The sequence below is a fragment of the Streptomyces sp. NPDC093984 genome (assembly GCF_044764595.1).
GTDB lineage: Bacteria > Actinomycetota > Actinomycetes > Streptomycetales > Streptomycetaceae > Streptomyces > Streptomyces cynarae.
The window spans coordinates 243,547-258,549 of record NZ_JBIWIM010000003.1 but is presented as its reverse complement, the minus strand read 5'-3'; the positions used below and the strand labels follow the sequence as shown (position 1 = coordinate 258,549).

The window sequence follows — 15,003 nt, the reverse complement described above, 5'->3', positions numbered from 1 at the left end:
CCCGGCGCCCCGCACCGAGCGCTCCGCCCCGGCTGCGACACGCCGTGTCGCCCACCGATCCGTCCCCGGCCGTCCGCGGCCGGCCGGCCCGCCACCGAGCCGTCCACCCGCCCACGCTCTGTATCAGCCATTGATACGGCCGTCCGGCCCGTCGGTGCCGTCTGCGAGAATTGGGGCTGTGATCTCCCGAATCGATCTGCGCGGCGACGCCCTCCCGGAGGGCCCCGCCCTGCGCGACCTGCTGCCCCGAGCCGACTTCGACGTTTCGGCCGCACTGGAGAAGGTGCGTCCGATCTGCGAAGCCGTGCATCATCGTGGCGACGCGGCGCTGATCGACTTCGCCGAGAAGTTCGACGGAGTGCGCCTCACGTCGGTCCGGGTCCCGGCCCAGGCCCTGAAGGACGCGCTGGAGCAGATCGACCCGGCCGTGCGCGCGGCCCTGGAGGAGTCCGTCCGCCGCGCCCGTCTCGTCCACCGCGAGCAGCGCCGCAGCACGCACGCCACGCAGGTGGTGCCCGGCGGCACGGTGACCGAGAAGTGGGTGCCGGTGGACCGCGTGGGTCTGTACGCGCCCGGCGGCCGGTCCGTCTACCCGTCGTCCGTGATCATGAACGTGGTCCCGGCCCAGGAGGCCGGTGTCGGGTCGATCGCCCTGGCCTCTCCGGCCCAGGCCGAGTTCGACGGCCTGCCGCACCCGACGATCCTCGCCGCCTGCGCGCTGCTCGGCGTCGACGAGGTGTACGCGGCCGGCGGCGCCACCGCCGTCGCGATGTTCGCGTACGGCACCGAGTCCTGCCCGCCCGCGAACATGGTCACCGGCCCCGGCAACATCTGGGTCGCCGCCGCCAAGCGCTACTTCACCGGCAGGATCGGCATCGACACCGAGGCCGGCCCCACCGAGATCGCGATCCTCGCGGACTCCACCGCCGACCCGGTGCACGTGGCCTCCGACCTGATCAGCCAGGCAGAGCACGACCCGCTGGCGGCCGCCGTCCTCGTCACGGACTCCGTCGAGCTCGCGGACGCCGTGGAGAAGGAGCTCGAGCCGCAGGTCGCCGCCACCAGGCACATCGAGGACCGGATCCGCCCGGCGCTGGCCGGCAAGCAGTCCGCCGTCGTGCTGGTCGACGGCATCGACGAGGGCCTGCGGGTCGTCGACGCGTACGGCGCCGAGCACCTGGAGATCCAGACCGCCGACGCCGCCGCGGTCGCGGACCGGGTCAGGAACGCGGGCGCGATCTTCGTCGGTCCCTGGGCGCCGGTCTCCCTCGGTGACTACGCGGCCGGCTCCAACCACGTGCTGCCGACCGGAGGCTGCGCCTGCCACTCCTCCGGCCTGTCCGTCCAGTCCTTCCTGCGCGGCATCCACATCGTCGACTACACGCGGGACGCGCTGGCCGAGGTCGCGCACCACGTGGTGACGCTGGCGGACGCCGAGGACCTGCCCGCGCACGGCGCGGCGATCAAGGCAAGGTTCGGTTGGAAGGTGCCTGAGAGCAAGTGAGCTTCGGAATCGACGATCTTCCCGTCCGGGACGAGCTGCGCGGCAAGACCCCCTACGGCGCCCCCCAGCTCGACGTGCCCGTACGGCTGAACACCAACGAGAACCCGTACCCGCTGCCCGAGCCGCTGGTCGAACGGATCACCGAGCGCGTACGCGAGGCCGCCCGCGGCCTGAACCGCTACCCGGACCGGGACGCGGTCGAACTGCGCACGAAGCTGGCCGAGTACCTGACGAACACCGGCGGGTACGAAGTCGGCCTCGAGAACGTGTGGGCGGCCAACGGCTCCAACGAGGTCATCCAGCAGCTGCTGCAGACCTTCGGCGGGCCCGGCCGCACGGCGATCGGCTTCGAGCCGTCGTACTCGATGCACGCGCTCATCGCGCGCGGGACGGGCACCGGCTGGATCTCGGGTCCGCGCAACGAGGACTTCACGATCGACCTCGCCGCCGCCGAGAAGGCGATCGCCGAGCACCGGCCGGACGTCGTCTTCATCACCACCCCCAACAACCCCACGGGCAACGCGGTCCCGCCCGAGACGGTCCTCGCCCTGTACGAGGCCGCGCAGACGGCCAAGCCCTCCATGGTGATCGTGGACGAGGCGTACATCGAGTTCAGCCACGGCTCCTCGCTGCTGCCGCTGCTCGAAGGTCGGCCGAATCTCGTCGTCTCGCGCACCATGTCGAAGGCGTTCGGCGCCGCCGGCCTGCGTCTGGGCTACCTCGCCGCGCACCCGGCGGTCGTGGACGCCGTCCAGCTGGTCCGGCTGCCGTACCACCTCTCGGCGGTCACGCAGGCGACCGCCCTGGCCGCCCTGGAGCACACCGACACGCTGCTGAAGTACGTCGAGCAGCTGAAGTCGGAGCGGGACCGGCTGGTCGCCGAGCTGCGCGCGATCGGCTACGAGGTCACCGAGTCCGACGCCAACTTCGTGCAGTTCGGGCGCTTCCCCGACGCGCACGAGGCCTGGCGGAGGATCCTGGACAGGGGCGTCCTGGTCCGGGACAACGGCGTGCCGGGGTGGCTGCGGGTCACCGCCGGGACCCCGGAGGAGAACGACGCGTTCCTCGACGCGGTACGTGCAGTGTTTTGTGGGGGACACCCCCACACCCCCAAGCAGTGTCTTGTGGGGGACACCCCCACGCCCCCGAAGGAGCAGAGCGCATGAGCCGCGTTGGGCGCGTGGAGCGCACCACCAAGGAGACCTCGGTCCTCGTCGAGATCGACCTCGACGGCACCGGCAAGACCGACATCGCCACCGGCGTCGGCTTCTACGACCACATGCTCGACCAGCTCGGCCGGCACGGTCTGTTCGACCTGACCGTGAAGACCGACGGCGATCTGCACATCGACTCGCACCACACCATCGAGGACACCGCCCTCGCGCTCGGCGCCGCCTTCAAGCAGGCGCTCGGCGACAAGGTGGGGATCTACCGCTTCGGCAACTGCACGGTCCCGCTCGACGAGTCCCTCGCCCAGGTCACCGTCGACCTCTCCGGCCGCCCGTACCTCGTGCACACCGAGCCCGAGAACATGGCGCCGATGATCGGCGAGTACGACACCACGATGACCCGGCACATCCTGGAGTCCTTCGTCGCCCAGGCGCAGATAGCGCTGCACGTGCACGTGCCCTACGGACGCAACGCCCACCACATCGTGGAGTGCCAGTTCAAGGCGCTGGCCCGGGCCCTGCGCTACGCCAGCGAGCGCGACCCGCGCGCGGCCGGCATCCTCCCGTCCACGAAGGGCGCGCTGTAAGCCATGAACGGCACCTCGACCGCACTGATCGTCGTCGGCCTGTTCCTCGTCGGCGGGATCATCTCCTTCGTCAAGCAGAAGATGCCCACGAGCCTGATCGTGCTGCTGTCGATCGCCGCGGCACTGTGTCTCGTCGCGGGCGTCATGCGTCTGGAGGTGTGGAATTGAGCACCCCGAGCACTTCCCGGAAGACGTCGAAGGCCTCCAAGAAGGTCGTCGTCTTCGACTACGGCTTCGGCAACGTCCGCTCCGCCGAGCGCGCCCTCGCCCGCGCGGGCGCCGACGTGGAGATCACCCGCGACTTCGACCGCGCCATGAACGCCGACGGCCTGCTGGTGCCGGGCGTCGGCGCCTTCGCCGCCTGCATGCAGGGGCTGAAGGAGGCGCGCGGCGACTGGATCATCGACCGCCGCCTGGCCGGCGGGCGCCCCGTGATGGGCATCTGCGTCGGCATGCAGATCCTGTTCGGCCTCGGCATCGAGCACGGCGTCGAGACCGAGGGCCTCGCCGAGTGGCCCGGCCGGGTCGAGCACCTCCAGGCGGACGTCGTGCCCCACATGGGCTGGAACACCGTCGAGGCACCGGCCGACTCCGAGCTGTTCGCCGGGCTGGACGCGGACGCGCGGTTCTACTTCGTGCACTCCTACGCCGTCCACGACTGGCAGCTTCAGACGCATAACCCGGCGATGAGCGCCCCCAAGGTGACCTGGTCGACGCACGGCAGGCCGTTCGTGGCGGCCGTGGAGAACGGCTCCCTGTGGGCCACACAGTTCCACCCCGAGAAGTCCGGCGACGCCGGCGCGCAGCTGCTCACCAACTGGATCGGAACCCTGTAGAGACATGGCCAAGCTCGAACTCCTCCCCGCCGTCGACGTCCGCGACGGCCAGGCGGTCCGCCTCGTGCACGGCGAGTCCGGCACGGAGACCTCCTACGGCTCCCCGCTGGAGGCCGCCCTCGCCTGGCAGCGGGCGGGCGCCGAGTGGCTGCACCTGGTCGACCTCGACGCCGCGTTCGGCACCGGCGACAACCGCGCGCTGATCGCCGAGGTCACCAAGGCGATGGACATCAAGGTGGAGCTGTCCGGAGGCATCCGCGACGACGACACCCTGGCCGCCGCCCTGGCCACCGGCTGCACGCGCGTGAACCTCGGCACTGCCGCCCTGGAGACCCCCGAGTGGGTCGCCAAGGTCATCGCCGAGCACGGCGACAAGATCGCGGTCGGCCTGGACGTGCGCGGCACCACGCTGCGCGGCCGCGGCTGGACCCGCGACGGCGGCGACCTCTACGAGACGCTGGAGCGCCTCAACAAGGAGGGCTGCGCGCGGTACGTCGTCACCGACATCGCCAAGGACGGCACGCTGCAGGGCCCGAACCTCCAGCTGCTGCGCAACGTCTGCGCGGCGACGGACCGCCCGGTGGTCGCCTCCGGCGGCGTGTCGTCGCTGGACGATCTGCGGGCGATCGCCGACCTGGTCCCGTTGGGGGTTGAGGGCGCGATCGTCGGGAAGGCCCTGTACGCGAAGGCGTTCACCCTGGAAGAGGCCTTGGAGGCAACGTCTTGAACAAGGACACAGTGTCATGACGTCCGAAGCCGTACGGCGCGTGCAGAGCGGAAGTCCCTGGGAGGAGTCCTTCGGTTTCTCGCGCGCCATCGCGGCGGGCGACCGCGTCCTGGTGGGCGGCACGACGTCCTTCAAGGGCAGCGTGCTGTACGGGGAGGGCGACCCGTACGAGCAGGCGAAGGTGGCGTTCACCAGCGCGCTGGAGGCGATCGCCGAGTTCGGTCTCGGCCCGGAGTCGGTGGTCCGGACCCGGATGTTCCTGACCCATCAGCGGGACGTCGACGAGGTGGGCCGCGCCCACAAGGAGCTGTTCGACCGGGTGCGCCCGGTGGCGACCCTGCTGGTGGTGGAGGGTTTCGTCGACCCGCGCATCCTGGTCGAAGTGGAACTGGAAGCCTTCAGAGGCTAGAAGCAGCAAGAGGAGCCGTGGATTCATGACCCTGGCGGTCCGAGTCATCCCCTGCCTGGACGTGGACAACGGCCGGGTCGTCAAGGGCGTCAACTTCCAGAACCTGCGCGACGCGGGCGACCCCGTCGAGATGGCGAAGGTGTACGACGCCGAGGGCGCCGACGAGCTGACGTTCCTGGACATCACCGCCTCCTCGGGCAACCGGGAGACGACGTACGACGTGGTGCGCCGCACCGCCGAGCAGGTGTTCATCCCGCTGACCGTCGGTGGCGGGGTGCGGACGGCCGAGGACGTGGACAAGCTGCTGCGGGCGGGCGCCGACAAGGTCGGCGTCAACACGGCGGCCATCGCCCGGCCTGACCTGATCCGGGAGATCGCGGAGCGCTTCGGCCGCCAGGTCCTGGTGCTCTCGGTGGACGCGCGCCGCACCCCTTCCCGCGATGGCTCCTCCGGCTCCTTCGAGGTGACGACCCACGGCGGCCGCCGCGGCACCGGCATCGACGCGATCGAGTGGGCGCACCGGGCGGCGGAGCTGGGCGCGGGCGAGATCCTGCTGAACTCGATGGACGCGGACGGCACGAAGGACGGCTACGACCTGGAGATGATCGCGGCCGTCCGCAAGCACGTCACGGTCCCGGTGATCGCCTCCGGCGGCGCGGGCGCGCTGGCCCACTTCCCCCCGGCCGTCGCGGCGGGCGCGGACGCGGTGCTGGCGGCGTCGGTGTTCCACTTCGGGGACCTGCGGATCGCAGAGGTGAAGCAGACGCTGCGGGAGGCGGGGCATCCCGTGAGGTGACGCCGCGCTGGGCTTGGAGCCCCGGTCGCCGTGCGGTGGCCGGGGTTTTTCACGAGCGAATGCGAAAGGAATGTTGCGCAATTTCTATTGCGCAACATTCCTTTCGTATCTACCGTGGCGGCATGGCAAGCAAGGAAGGCCTCCGGATCAGCGACGTGGGCACGCTGAAGGCACTCGCGCATCCCTTGCGGATGAAGCTCTTCCGGGCGCTGTACCTCGAGCGGGTGGCCACCGCCTCACGACTCGCGGAGCTGGTCGACGAGGCCGTGTCGCTGGTCAGCTACCACCTGCGCAAGCTCGCCGAGCACGGGCTGATCGAGGAGGCCGAGCCGCAGAGCGAGGACGGACGCGAACGTTGGTGGCAGCCCGCGTCGGACGGCGTCAGCATCCATGTGGAGGACTTCAGGGACGCTCCGGAGAAGGCGGCCGCGCACACCGCGGCCTCCCGGCTCTTCTACGAGCAGCGCAGCGAGCTCTACCTCCGCCACCTCGACGAACGACCCCACTGGGGCCCCGAGTGGAACAGCGCCGCCATCGACTCCGAGTACCTGCCGCGCATGACGGCCTCCGAACTGGCCGAACTCTCCCGGGAGCTGGACGCCCTGATCAGGAAGCACAACGAGCAGGCGCGCGCCCGCGCGGCCGCCGGCGAGACCGAAGGGCGCGAGAACGTCGCGCTGCACGTGTACGGATTCCCCTTCCGTCCCTGAGAGAGGCCACTGCCTTGAGCGCCGCGCCCGCGTTACCCACCAGCCGACACACCACCGAGCGCCCCGCCCACCGCGACGGCAACGTCCTGCGCTGGCTCGCCGCCTACACGTCGTCCATGGTCGGCGACAGCGTCTACTACATCGCTCTGTCGTGGGCGGCTGTCCAGGAAGGGACGCCTTCACAGGCCGGAGTCGTCATGGCGGTGAGCGCGCTGCCGAGGGCCCTGCTGATGCTGGGCGGGGGAGTGGTCGCCGACCGTTTCGGGCCCCGGAACGTCGTGATCGGCAGCGACGCCGTGCGCTGCGCCGCCGTGCTCGCGGTGGCGGGCCTGCTGTTCGTCACCACCCCCGGCCTGTGGCCGCTCGCCCTGCTGGCCTTGGTGTTCGGCACCGTGGACGCGGTGTTCATCCCCGCCGTGGGCGCCCTTCCAGCCCGCTTGACCGAGCGGAGGCAGCTTGCGCGGGTGCACGGTATGCGAGGTCTTGCCTACCGATTGGCGTACGTCGCGGGCGCCCCGCTCGGTGGCCTCGGGGTGGCGGTCGGCGGCGAGGCGGCCGCCTTCGGGCTCGCCGGGCTGCTGATCGCCGTGTCGGTGCCCCTGCTGGTCTCCGTACGCATAGGGGAGCTGCCACCGGACGACGCCCCCGGTGCCGAGGACGCGACTGCCTGGCGCGACCTTCGCGCGGGTCTGCGTTACATCCGTCGCCACCGCGTGCTCGGCCCGCTGGTGCTCGCCATCGCCCTCGGCGACCTCGGCTTCGTCGGACCGCTCAACGTGGGCCTGACCCTGCTGGCCGACGAGCGCGGCTGGGGCGCCTCCGGTCTGGGGTGGGTGGCGGCCGGTTTCGGGGCCGGCGCCGGAGCCGCCTCGCTGCTGCTGGCCGTGCGCGGGCGGCTGCCCCACGCGGGGCACGTGACCGCGTACGCGGCGTTCGCGGGATCCGTGGCGATCGGTGCCCTCGCCTACGTGCCGACTGCCGTGGCGGCCGTGGGGGTGGCCCTGCTCATCGGCCTCCTCGCCGGACTCAGCGGCGCCATGTGCGGCGCCCTGCTGCAGACCCAGGCCGCCCCCGCCTACCTGGGCCGCGTCACCGCCGTCTCCAGCCTGGTCAGCCTCGGCCTCGCCCCGCTCAGCATGCCGCTGTCCGCCGCCGCCATCGGCGCCTGGGGCACCGGCCCGGTGTTCGTCGTCAGCGCGGCGGTCTGCGGGCTGGCCGGGGTCGTCGTCCTGGGCGCCCGCGACCTGCGCCAGGCCGAACTTCCCCGGTGAGCCGTCCGCTCAGATCCCCAGCTGCTTCGTCTCCCGCACCTGAGTGATCGCCTCCTTCTCGCCGTCCAGCTCCACGTCCGCCACCCGCTGCCGGCCCAGCGCGAACATCAGCAGTTCCGAGGGCTCGCCGGTGACCGTCACCACCGGGGTGCCCCGGTGGGCGACCGCCGTCTGGCCGTTCGGGCGGCGCAGGACTAGGCCCGTCGGGGCGCCGCGACCGGTCAGGCGGGCCGTGCGCTCCAGGCGGGACCACAGGGCGTCCTGGAAGACCGGGTCCAGTTCGCGCGGCGTCCAGTCGGGCTGCGCCCTGCGCACGTCCTCCGTGTGGACGTAGAACTCGACCGTGTTGGCCGCCTCGTCGATCTGCTTCAGGGAGAAGGGCGAGAAGCGCGGCGGGCCGGTGCGGATCAGCTGGATCAGCTCCTCGTACGGCTTCGCGGTGTACTCCTCCATCACCTTCTCCAGGCGCGGCGCGAGCTGCTTGATCAGCGCGCCCCCGGCGGCGTCCGGACGGCGTTCGCGCACCACGACATGGGCGGCGAGATCACGGGTCTTCCAGCCCTCGCACAGCGTGGGCGCGTCGGGGCCCGTGGCCTCCAACAGGTCCGCGAGGAGGAGTCGTTCACGCTTGGCATGGGTCGACATGCAGTCAGCGTACGACCGGGGGACCGGTCCGCCCAGCGGACGGTGACCGGGCATGTCGGTGCGGCGCGGCACAATGGTCCGCATGACCAGCACGCCTTCGCCCAGCAGGCCCAGCGGCCTGAACCCCGAGATCGCCGCGCGCCTCAAGCGCAGCGCGGACGGGCTGCTCCCCGCCATCGCCCAGCAGTACGACACCGGTGAGGTGCTCATGCTCGGCTGGATGGACGACGAGGCGCTGCACCGCACCCTCACCACCGGCCGCTGCACCTACTGGTCGCGCAGCCGCCAGGAGTACTGGGTCAAGGGCGACACCTCAGGCCATGTGCAGCACGTGAAGTCGGTCGCGCTCGACTGCGACGCCGACACCGTGCTGGTCAAGGTCGACCAGGTGGGCGCCGCCTGCCACACCGGCGACCGGACCTGCTTCGACGCCGACGTGCTGCTCAAGGACGCCGCCTCCTCCCCGGCGTCCGCGGATCAGTAAGGTCGGCCGCCATGGACCTCGAGACGTTCCGCAAGCTGGCCACCGACCGCCGCGTCATCCCGGTCACGCGCAAGCTCCTCGCCGACGGCGACACCCCGGTCGCGCTCTACCGCAAACTCGCCGCGGAGCGCCCCGGCACCTTCCTGCTGGAGTCCGCGGAGAACGGCCGCGCCGCATATCAATGGTCCCGCTACTCCTTCGTCGGCGTCCGCTCGGCCGGAACCCTGACCGAGCGCGACGGCCGGGCCCACTGGCTCGGCACCCCGCCGGTCGGCGTCCCCACGGACGGCGACCCGCTGGCCGCCCTGCGGGCCACCATCGAGGCCCTGCACACACCCCGCGACCTTGCCCACGACCTGGGCCTGCCGCCCTTCACCGGCGGCATGGTCGGCTATCTGGGGTACGACATCGTGCGCCGCCTGGAGAAGATCGGCCCCGGCGAGCGCGACGACCTGAAGCTGCCCGAGCTGACCATGCTCCTGACCAGCGACCTCGCGGTCATGGACCACTGGGAGGGCTCGGTCCTGCTGATCGCCAACGCGATCAACCACAACGACCTCGACACGGGCGTCGACGAGGCCTACGCGGACGCGGTGGCCCGCCTCGACGCCATGGAGGCCGACCTGTCCCGCGCGGTCGCCCAGCCCCCGGCCGTCCTGCCGCCCTCCGAACTGCCCGAGTACACCGCCCGGTGGGGCGGCGAGGACTTCCAGGACGCGGTCGAGGACATCAAGGAGCGCATCCGCGCGGGCGAGGCCTTCCAGGTCGTCCCCTCGCAGCGCTTCGAGACGCCGTGCACCGCGAGCGCGCTGGACGTCTACCGGGTGCTCAGGGCCACCAACCCCTCGCCCTACATGTACCTGTTCCGGTTCCCCTGCGGGGACGGAGATGCGTTCGACGTCGTCGGGTCGTCCCCGGAGGCGCTGGTGAAGGTCGAGGACGGCCGGGCCATGGTCCACCCCATCGCCGGCACCCGGCACCGCGGCGCCACCCCGCAGGAGGACCAGGCCCTCGCCGAGGAACTGCTCGCCGACCCCAAGGAGCGCGCCGAGCACCTGATGCTCGTCGACCTGGGCCGTAACGACCTCGGCCGGGTGTGCGAACCCGGCTCGGTGGAGGTCGTCGACTTCATGTCGATCGAGCGGTACTCCCACGTGATGCACATCGTCTCGACGGTCACCGGACGGGTCGCGGCGGGCCGCACGGCCTTCGACGTGCTCACCGCCTGTTTCCCGGCGGGCACGCTCTCCGGCGCGCCGAAGCCGCGCGCGATGCAGATCATCGACGAGCTCGAGCCGTCCCGGCGCGGGCTGTACGGCGGCTGCGTCGGCTACCTCGACTTCGCGGGCGACTCCGACACCGCCATCGCCATCCGTACGGCCCTGCTGCGCGACGGCACGGCGTACGTGCAGGCCGGAGCCGGCATCGTCGCCGACTCCGACCCGGTGGTGGAGGACAACGAGTGCCGCAACAAGGCGGCCGCCGTCCTCCGCGCGGTGCACACGGCCAACAGGCTCACGTCACCGTGAGGGTCAGCCCGTGAACGCCGCCGTGCCGTTCGGGACACCGAGGCCCGAGGGCCCGTCGTACCCGGTGGTGCCGGTGCACAGGTACGAGCCGGAGCAGCTGCCGTTGGAGCCGCTGGTGACGTCGTACAGCGCCGACGGGTGGGCGTAGGGGAAGGACGCCGGAGAGGAGCCGGAGGACGGGGCGCCCGCCAGCGCGTACGTCGCCGCGATCAGCGGCGAGGAGGCGCTGGTGCCGCCGAAGACCATCCATCCGGTGGCCGAGCGGTAGCTGTCGTAGACCGCGACGCCGGTGTTCGGGTCGGCGACCGCGGAGACGTCGGCGACGGTGCGGTTCGCGCACCCGCCATCGCTCTGCCAGGCAGGCTTGGCGTCGTACTTCGAGCAGCCGGATCCCGCCCCGCTCCACACCGTGTCGGTCCAGCCGCGCGAGTTGGACGCGGTGCTCAGCGACGTACCGCCCACCGCCGTCACGTACTTGGAGGCGGCCGGGTACTCGACGCCGTAGCCGTTGTCACCGGAGGAGACCGTGATGGCGACGCCCGGGTGGTTGAAGTACGAGGAGTCGTACGTCGCGTCGCTGGAGGACTCGCTGCCGCCGTAGCTGTTGCTGACGAACTTCGCGCCCAGCCTGACCGCGGTGTTCACGGCCGTCCCGAGGTTCGTCATCGTGGCCGAGCTCGCCTCCACCAGGAGGATCTTGCAGTTGGGGCAGGCCGCGCTGACCATGTCGAGGTCGAGGGAGATCTCCTCCGCCCAGCCGGAGTCGCCGCGCGGGTAACTCGTGCCGCCGTTCTGGTCGACCTTCTTGAAGCAGCCGTTCGCCGTGGTGCAGGCGGACAGGCCGTACTGCGAGCGGTAGACGGCGAGGTCGGCCTCCGCGTTCGGGTCGTCGTACGCGTCGACGATCGCCACCGTCTGGCCGGAGCCGCCGGTCGACGAGGGCAGTTTGTAGGCCGCCTGCAGCGAGGCGGGGCCGTAGCCGGCGGGGGTGGCCGCGGCCGTCAGGTCGCTCTCCGCGTGTGCGGACCTGGGGGTGCCCGCGGTGACCTTGAGAGCGTTGCAGGCCATGACGTTCTTCTGCGTCGGGGCCGCGCACGAGTGCGCGACGGTGACGCCGTGCGCCGCTGATGTCGTGGACGCGGCCTGGCCGACGGGGGCGGCCAGGGCGAGGGCGGCGGTGGCCAGTGCGGCCACGGCGCCGACGGAAACGGTTCTGCGCAACGTACGTCCTCCATGAGTGGGTGAACCGGAGAGACATGTGGGGGGTGCGCCGTACAGCCGCCGACGTGGGTGCGTACGACGGCCGCGCAGAACCTATGAATGTCCTGGGCACGTCAACAAGGAGAACGTTGAAGCTGTGACTTTCTTTTGCCTTGGACGGGGAGCGCATGGACTGACACTGGGATGACCATGGGAAAACGATGGCGCGGTCATGGGTTGACGGACCCCGGATGACGGTTCTGCCGGGGTTCAGGCGATAGTGGAGTACGTGACTGCCGTACCTGACCCCCGTTCCGAGGCCGCCGCACCCCTCCGGCCCGCCCGGCGCAGCCTCGCCGTCGCCCTGCTGTGCGGGGCGGTCGGCGCCGCCGTGGCGCTGCTCTCCACCCGGCAGAGCTGGTCGGCGGGGACCGTGGCGGTGGCCGGCGGCGACTACTCGCTGACCGCCAAGGGCAGCGACGTCACAGGCGTCCCCGCGGCCCTCGCCATAGTGGGCCTCGCCGCGCTCGTCGCCGTCTTCGCCGTCCGCAGCACCGGGCGCCTCCTCGTCTCCCTGCTGCTCGCGCTCTCCGGCGCCGGCACCGTCGCCGCCGCGCTGCTGGGCGCCTCCGACAGCTCGGCGCTCGACGAGAAGGCGGCACAGGCGGCCGGTGACACCTCCGCGACCGCGACCGCGCTCACGCACTCCGCGTGGCCGTACATCGCGGCCGCCGGCGGCGCGCTGCTCCTCCTCGCCGGACTGCTCGCCCTGCGCTACGGCCGGCTGTGGCCCGCGATGTCCGGCCGCTACGAGCGCGACGGCACTCCCCGTCCGCGCCGGACGAAGCCCCTCGACCCCGACCGTCCCGAGGACCTGTGGAAGGCCCTCGACCGGGGCGAGGACCCCACCGGCGCCTGAACGCCGCCACCACCCCCGGCGGGTGAGCCGGACGGGCGTCCCACAGGCGCACCGAGCCCCGAATCGGACAGCGCGACCCCGCGCTCACCTCATACGCACGGGTACGGGACAATGGGCGCCGAGCTTCGACTCACCCACGCACATAGAGCCAACAAGGAGCAAGTCATGGCGGGCAGCAGCCACGGTCACACCCCGGCCGCCTGGACCGGTGTCATCATCGCCTTCATCGGTTTCTGCGTCTCGGGCGCCTTCACCGTGATGGCCCAGCCGGTCGGCTTCTGGGCGGGCATCGCGATCTGCGTCCTCGGTGGCGTCGTCGGCGGCATCATGCGCCAGATGGGTCTCGGCCAGCCGAAGACTCAGGCGCACTCGGCGCACCAGCCCGCGGAGGCGACGGAGCACTGAGGCCTTCCCCGGCTCCGAACGACAGGCGGCCCCGCACGGTGCGTACGGAGCCGCCTCTCGCGTACCCGCGCACCCGCGGCGGCGGGCGGGCAGAATGCGTGAGGTGAACGCCGAATCCCCCAGCGTGACCCCGCACCGCGACGGCACCGGCGGCGCAGCCGCGCTCCGTCGCACCGCGGTACCCGCCGGGGTCCTCGCCGCCGTCGCCGGGGCCTTCGCCTACGTCGGGGCGGTGGACCCCAACGAACCCGGCCACTATCCGGTCTGTCCGCTGCTGCGCTACACCGGCGTGTACTGCCCCGGCTGCGGCGGACTGCGCAGCGCGCACGCCTTCGTGCACGGGGACGTCGTGACGGCGCTGCACGACAACGCTCTCGCCGTCACCGGCTTTCTGGTCTTCGCCGTGGTGTGGGCCGTGTGGGCGGTCCGCGCGGTACGGGGACGAGCGCTGCGGATCGACCTCACCCCGGTGCAGTTGTGGAGTCTGGGCGCCCTGCTACTGGCCTTCACCGTTGTCCGGAACCTGCCGTTCGGCGGCTGGCTGCACCCGTGATCGATCTGTGAATGTCCAGGTAATGGGACCGGCCTCCACCGGATGTGAGGCTTGGGCCCTGCTCCGGATACCATCGCAGTGACCATCGGTTTCGCCCGCCGAGGCGGCCCCGGTGGATCGAGGCCCGACCCGGTGGGACCTCACCCCATCGTCAACCGTCAGGAAGGGGGCCGCTCGCGTGAGTGTGCTCGACGAGATCATCGACGGAGTCCGTGCCGACCTCGCGGAGCGGCAGGCACGCGTCAGCCTCGACGAGCTCAAGGAGCGCGCGGCGAAGGCTCCCGCGGCCAAGGACGGCGTCGCCGCCCTGCGCGGTGACGGGGTCAAGGTGATCTGCGAGGTCAAGCGGTCCAGCCCGTCCAAGGGCGCGCTCGCCGCGATCGCCGACCCGGCGGGGCTCGCCGCCGACTACGAGGCGGGCGGCGCGGCCGTCATCTCCGTCCTGACCGAGCAGCGCCGCTTCGGCGGCTCGCTGGCCGACCTGGAGGCCGTCCGGGCCCGGGTCGACATCCCGGTGCTGCGCAAGGACTTCATCGTCACCTCCTACCAGCTGTGGGAGGCCCGGGCGTACGGCGCCGACCTCGCGCTGCTGATCGTCGCCGCCCTCGACCAGCCGGCCCTGGAGTCGCTGATCGAGCGCGCGGTCTCCATCGGGCTCACCCCGCTCGTCGAGGTGCACGACGAGGACGAGGTCGAGCGGGCGGTGGACGCCGGAGCGAAGGTCATCGGCGTCAACGCGCGCAACCTCAAGACCCTCGAGGTGGACCGCACCACGTTCGAGCGGATCGCCCCCGAGATCCCCGACCGGATCGTCAAGGTCGCCGAGTCGGGGGTCCGCGGACCGCACGACCTGATCGCGTACGCCAACGAGGGAGCCGACGCCGTACTCGTCGGCGAGTCCCTGGTGACCGGGCGCGACCCGAAGACGGCCGTCGCCGACCTGGTGGCGGCGGGCGCACATCCGGCACTGCGCCACGGGCGGGGCTGACGTCCCGGTAGGGTGAGCGCCGATGACTGTTCCGACCACCGTGACGACCAGGGACCCGTACGCCCGCCTGGCCCGCGGATGCCGCCCCCGCGGCTGCCGCGCGCCCGCACGCCGGGTGCACGGGCGCCGGGTGCGGTATGTCATCGGTGACGAGCCGGGGCAGGTCAACGGCATGCGATGGCAGCGCCCCGCAAGGGGCGCGGGGCAGTTCCCGAACCTGCGGCTCCGCCGCGTCGGCGCGATCAGCCACAGGCGGCCTGAGGCCGACTGA

19 protein-coding genes are annotated in these 15,003 nt (G+C 71.8%); 17 read left to right on the top strand and 2 right to left on the bottom strand.

The features are described 5' to 3' along the window. Positions 1–178: 178 nt before the first annotated feature. From hisD to ACIRC0_RS13320, 10 genes are all read left to right on the top strand, one after another. Entirely contained in the window at positions 179–1,504 is a 1,326-nt protein-coding gene (hisD, locus tag ACIRC0_RS13365; RefSeq protein ID WP_403615307.1) for a histidinol dehydrogenase, read from the top strand. Next, positions 1,501–2,670, top strand: coding sequence for a histidinol-phosphate transaminase (locus tag ACIRC0_RS13360; protein ID WP_403615305.1), 1,170 nt, complete (start codon positions 1,501–1,503; stop codon positions 2,668–2,670). The genes hisD and ACIRC0_RS13360 overlap by 4 nt, the downstream gene beginning before the upstream one ends. Continuing rightward, positions 2,667–3,260, top strand: coding sequence for an imidazoleglycerol-phosphate dehydratase HisB (hisB, locus tag ACIRC0_RS13355; RefSeq protein ID WP_100825690.1), 594 nt, complete (start codon positions 2,667–2,669; stop codon positions 3,258–3,260). The genes ACIRC0_RS13360 and hisB overlap by 4 nt, the downstream gene beginning before the upstream one ends. Before the next feature lie 3 nt (positions 3,261–3,263). Beyond that, positions 3,264–3,428: a hypothetical protein gene (locus ACIRC0_RS13350; RefSeq protein WP_366028408.1), complete on the top strand. Its 165-nt coding sequence runs from the start codon at positions 3,264–3,266 to the stop codon at positions 3,426–3,428. Continuing rightward, the gene (gene hisH / locus ACIRC0_RS13345; protein ID WP_403615301.1) at positions 3,425–4,096 is read left to right on the top strand and encodes an imidazole glycerol phosphate synthase subunit HisH; all 672 of its coding nucleotides are present in this window, start codon (positions 3,425–3,427) and stop codon (positions 4,094–4,096) included. The genes ACIRC0_RS13350 and hisH overlap by 4 nt, the downstream gene beginning before the upstream one ends. A 4-nt stretch (positions 4,097–4,100) precedes the next feature. Then, the gene (priA, locus tag ACIRC0_RS13340) at positions 4,101–4,823 is read left to right on the top strand and encodes a bifunctional 1-(5-phosphoribosyl)-5-((5-phosphoribosylamino)methylideneamino)imidazole-4-carboxamide isomerase/phosphoribosylanthranilate isomerase PriA (RefSeq protein ID WP_403615298.1); all 723 of its coding nucleotides are present in this window, start codon (positions 4,101–4,103) and stop codon (positions 4,821–4,823) included. Positions 4,824–4,839: 16 nt separating this feature from the next. After that, positions 4,840–5,232: a RidA family protein gene (locus ACIRC0_RS13335; protein WP_403615295.1), complete on the top strand. Its 393-nt coding sequence runs from the start codon at positions 4,840–4,842 to the stop codon at positions 5,230–5,232. 25 nt (positions 5,233–5,257) lie between these two features. Next, on the top strand, positions 5,258–6,028 hold the full coding sequence (hisF, locus tag ACIRC0_RS13330; protein WP_403615292.1) for an imidazole glycerol phosphate synthase subunit HisF: 771 nt from the start codon (positions 5,258–5,260) through the stop codon (positions 6,026–6,028). A gap of 122 nt (positions 6,029–6,150) precedes the next feature. Continuing rightward, complete coding sequence (locus ACIRC0_RS13325; RefSeq protein WP_403615289.1) at positions 6,151–6,738, top strand: ArsR/SmtB family transcription factor; 588 nt, start codon at positions 6,151–6,153, stop codon at positions 6,736–6,738. Between the two features lie 14 nt (positions 6,739–6,752). After that, positions 6,753–8,009, top strand: a complete 1,257-nt coding sequence (locus tag ACIRC0_RS13320) for an MFS transporter (protein ID WP_403615286.1) — start codon at positions 6,753–6,755, stop codon at positions 8,007–8,009. Positions 8,010–8,018: 9 nt separating this feature from the next. Here the strand turns inward: ACIRC0_RS13320 and ACIRC0_RS13315 are convergent, their stop codons facing one another. Next, on the bottom strand, positions 8,019–8,654 hold the full coding sequence (locus tag ACIRC0_RS13315; protein WP_403615283.1) for a TIGR03085 family metal-binding protein: 636 nt from the start codon (positions 8,652–8,654) through the stop codon (positions 8,019–8,021). Positions 8,655–8,736: 82 nt separating this feature from the next. On the opposite strand from ACIRC0_RS13315, the gene hisI reads away from it, so the two are divergent. After that, the gene (gene hisI / locus ACIRC0_RS13310) at positions 8,737–9,138 is read left to right on the top strand and encodes a phosphoribosyl-AMP cyclohydrolase (RefSeq protein ID WP_403615281.1); all 402 of its coding nucleotides are present in this window, start codon (positions 8,737–8,739) and stop codon (positions 9,136–9,138) included. Positions 9,139–9,149: 11 nt separating this feature from the next. Beyond that, on the top strand, positions 9,150–10,667 hold the full coding sequence (locus ACIRC0_RS13305) for an anthranilate synthase component I (RefSeq protein ID WP_403615278.1): 1,518 nt from the start codon (positions 9,150–9,152) through the stop codon (positions 10,665–10,667). Positions 10,668–10,670: 3 nt separating this feature from the next. Here ACIRC0_RS13305 and ACIRC0_RS13300 read toward each other — a convergent pair whose 3' ends face one another. Continuing rightward, positions 10,671–11,888, bottom strand: a complete 1,218-nt coding sequence (locus ACIRC0_RS13300) for a peptidase S8 (RefSeq protein WP_403615275.1) — start codon at positions 11,886–11,888, stop codon at positions 10,671–10,673. A gap of 259 nt (positions 11,889–12,147) precedes the next feature. On the opposite strand from ACIRC0_RS13300, the gene ACIRC0_RS13295 reads away from it, so the two are divergent. The 5 genes from ACIRC0_RS13295 (at position 12,148) to trpM (ending at position 15,003) form a co-directional block, all read left to right on the top strand. Continuing rightward, positions 12,148–12,786 carry a TIGR02234 family membrane protein gene (locus ACIRC0_RS13295; RefSeq protein WP_403615272.1) on the top strand — a complete coding sequence of 213 codons (639 nt, stop codon included), beginning with the start codon at positions 12,148–12,150 and terminating at the stop codon, positions 12,784–12,786. Positions 12,787–12,951: 165 nt separating this feature from the next. Further along, a complete protein-coding gene (locus tag ACIRC0_RS13290) occupies positions 12,952–13,191 on the top strand; it encodes an HGxxPAAW family protein (RefSeq protein WP_263229415.1) in 240 nt (79 codons plus the stop codon). Positions 13,192–13,285: 94 nt separating this feature from the next. Further along, positions 13,286–13,744: a DUF2752 domain-containing protein gene (locus ACIRC0_RS13285; RefSeq protein ID WP_403615269.1), complete on the top strand. Its 459-nt coding sequence runs from the start codon at positions 13,286–13,288 to the stop codon at positions 13,742–13,744. A 178-nt stretch (positions 13,745–13,922) separates the two neighbouring features. After that, positions 13,923–14,732: an indole-3-glycerol phosphate synthase TrpC gene (gene trpC, locus ACIRC0_RS13280; RefSeq protein ID WP_403615266.1), complete on the top strand. Its 810-nt coding sequence runs from the start codon at positions 13,923–13,925 to the stop codon at positions 14,730–14,732. 22 nt (positions 14,733–14,754) lie between these two features. Continuing rightward, complete coding sequence (gene trpM, locus ACIRC0_RS13275; RefSeq protein ID WP_403615264.1) at positions 14,755–15,003, top strand: tryptophan biosynthesis modulator TrpM; 249 nt, start codon at positions 14,755–14,757, stop codon at positions 15,001–15,003.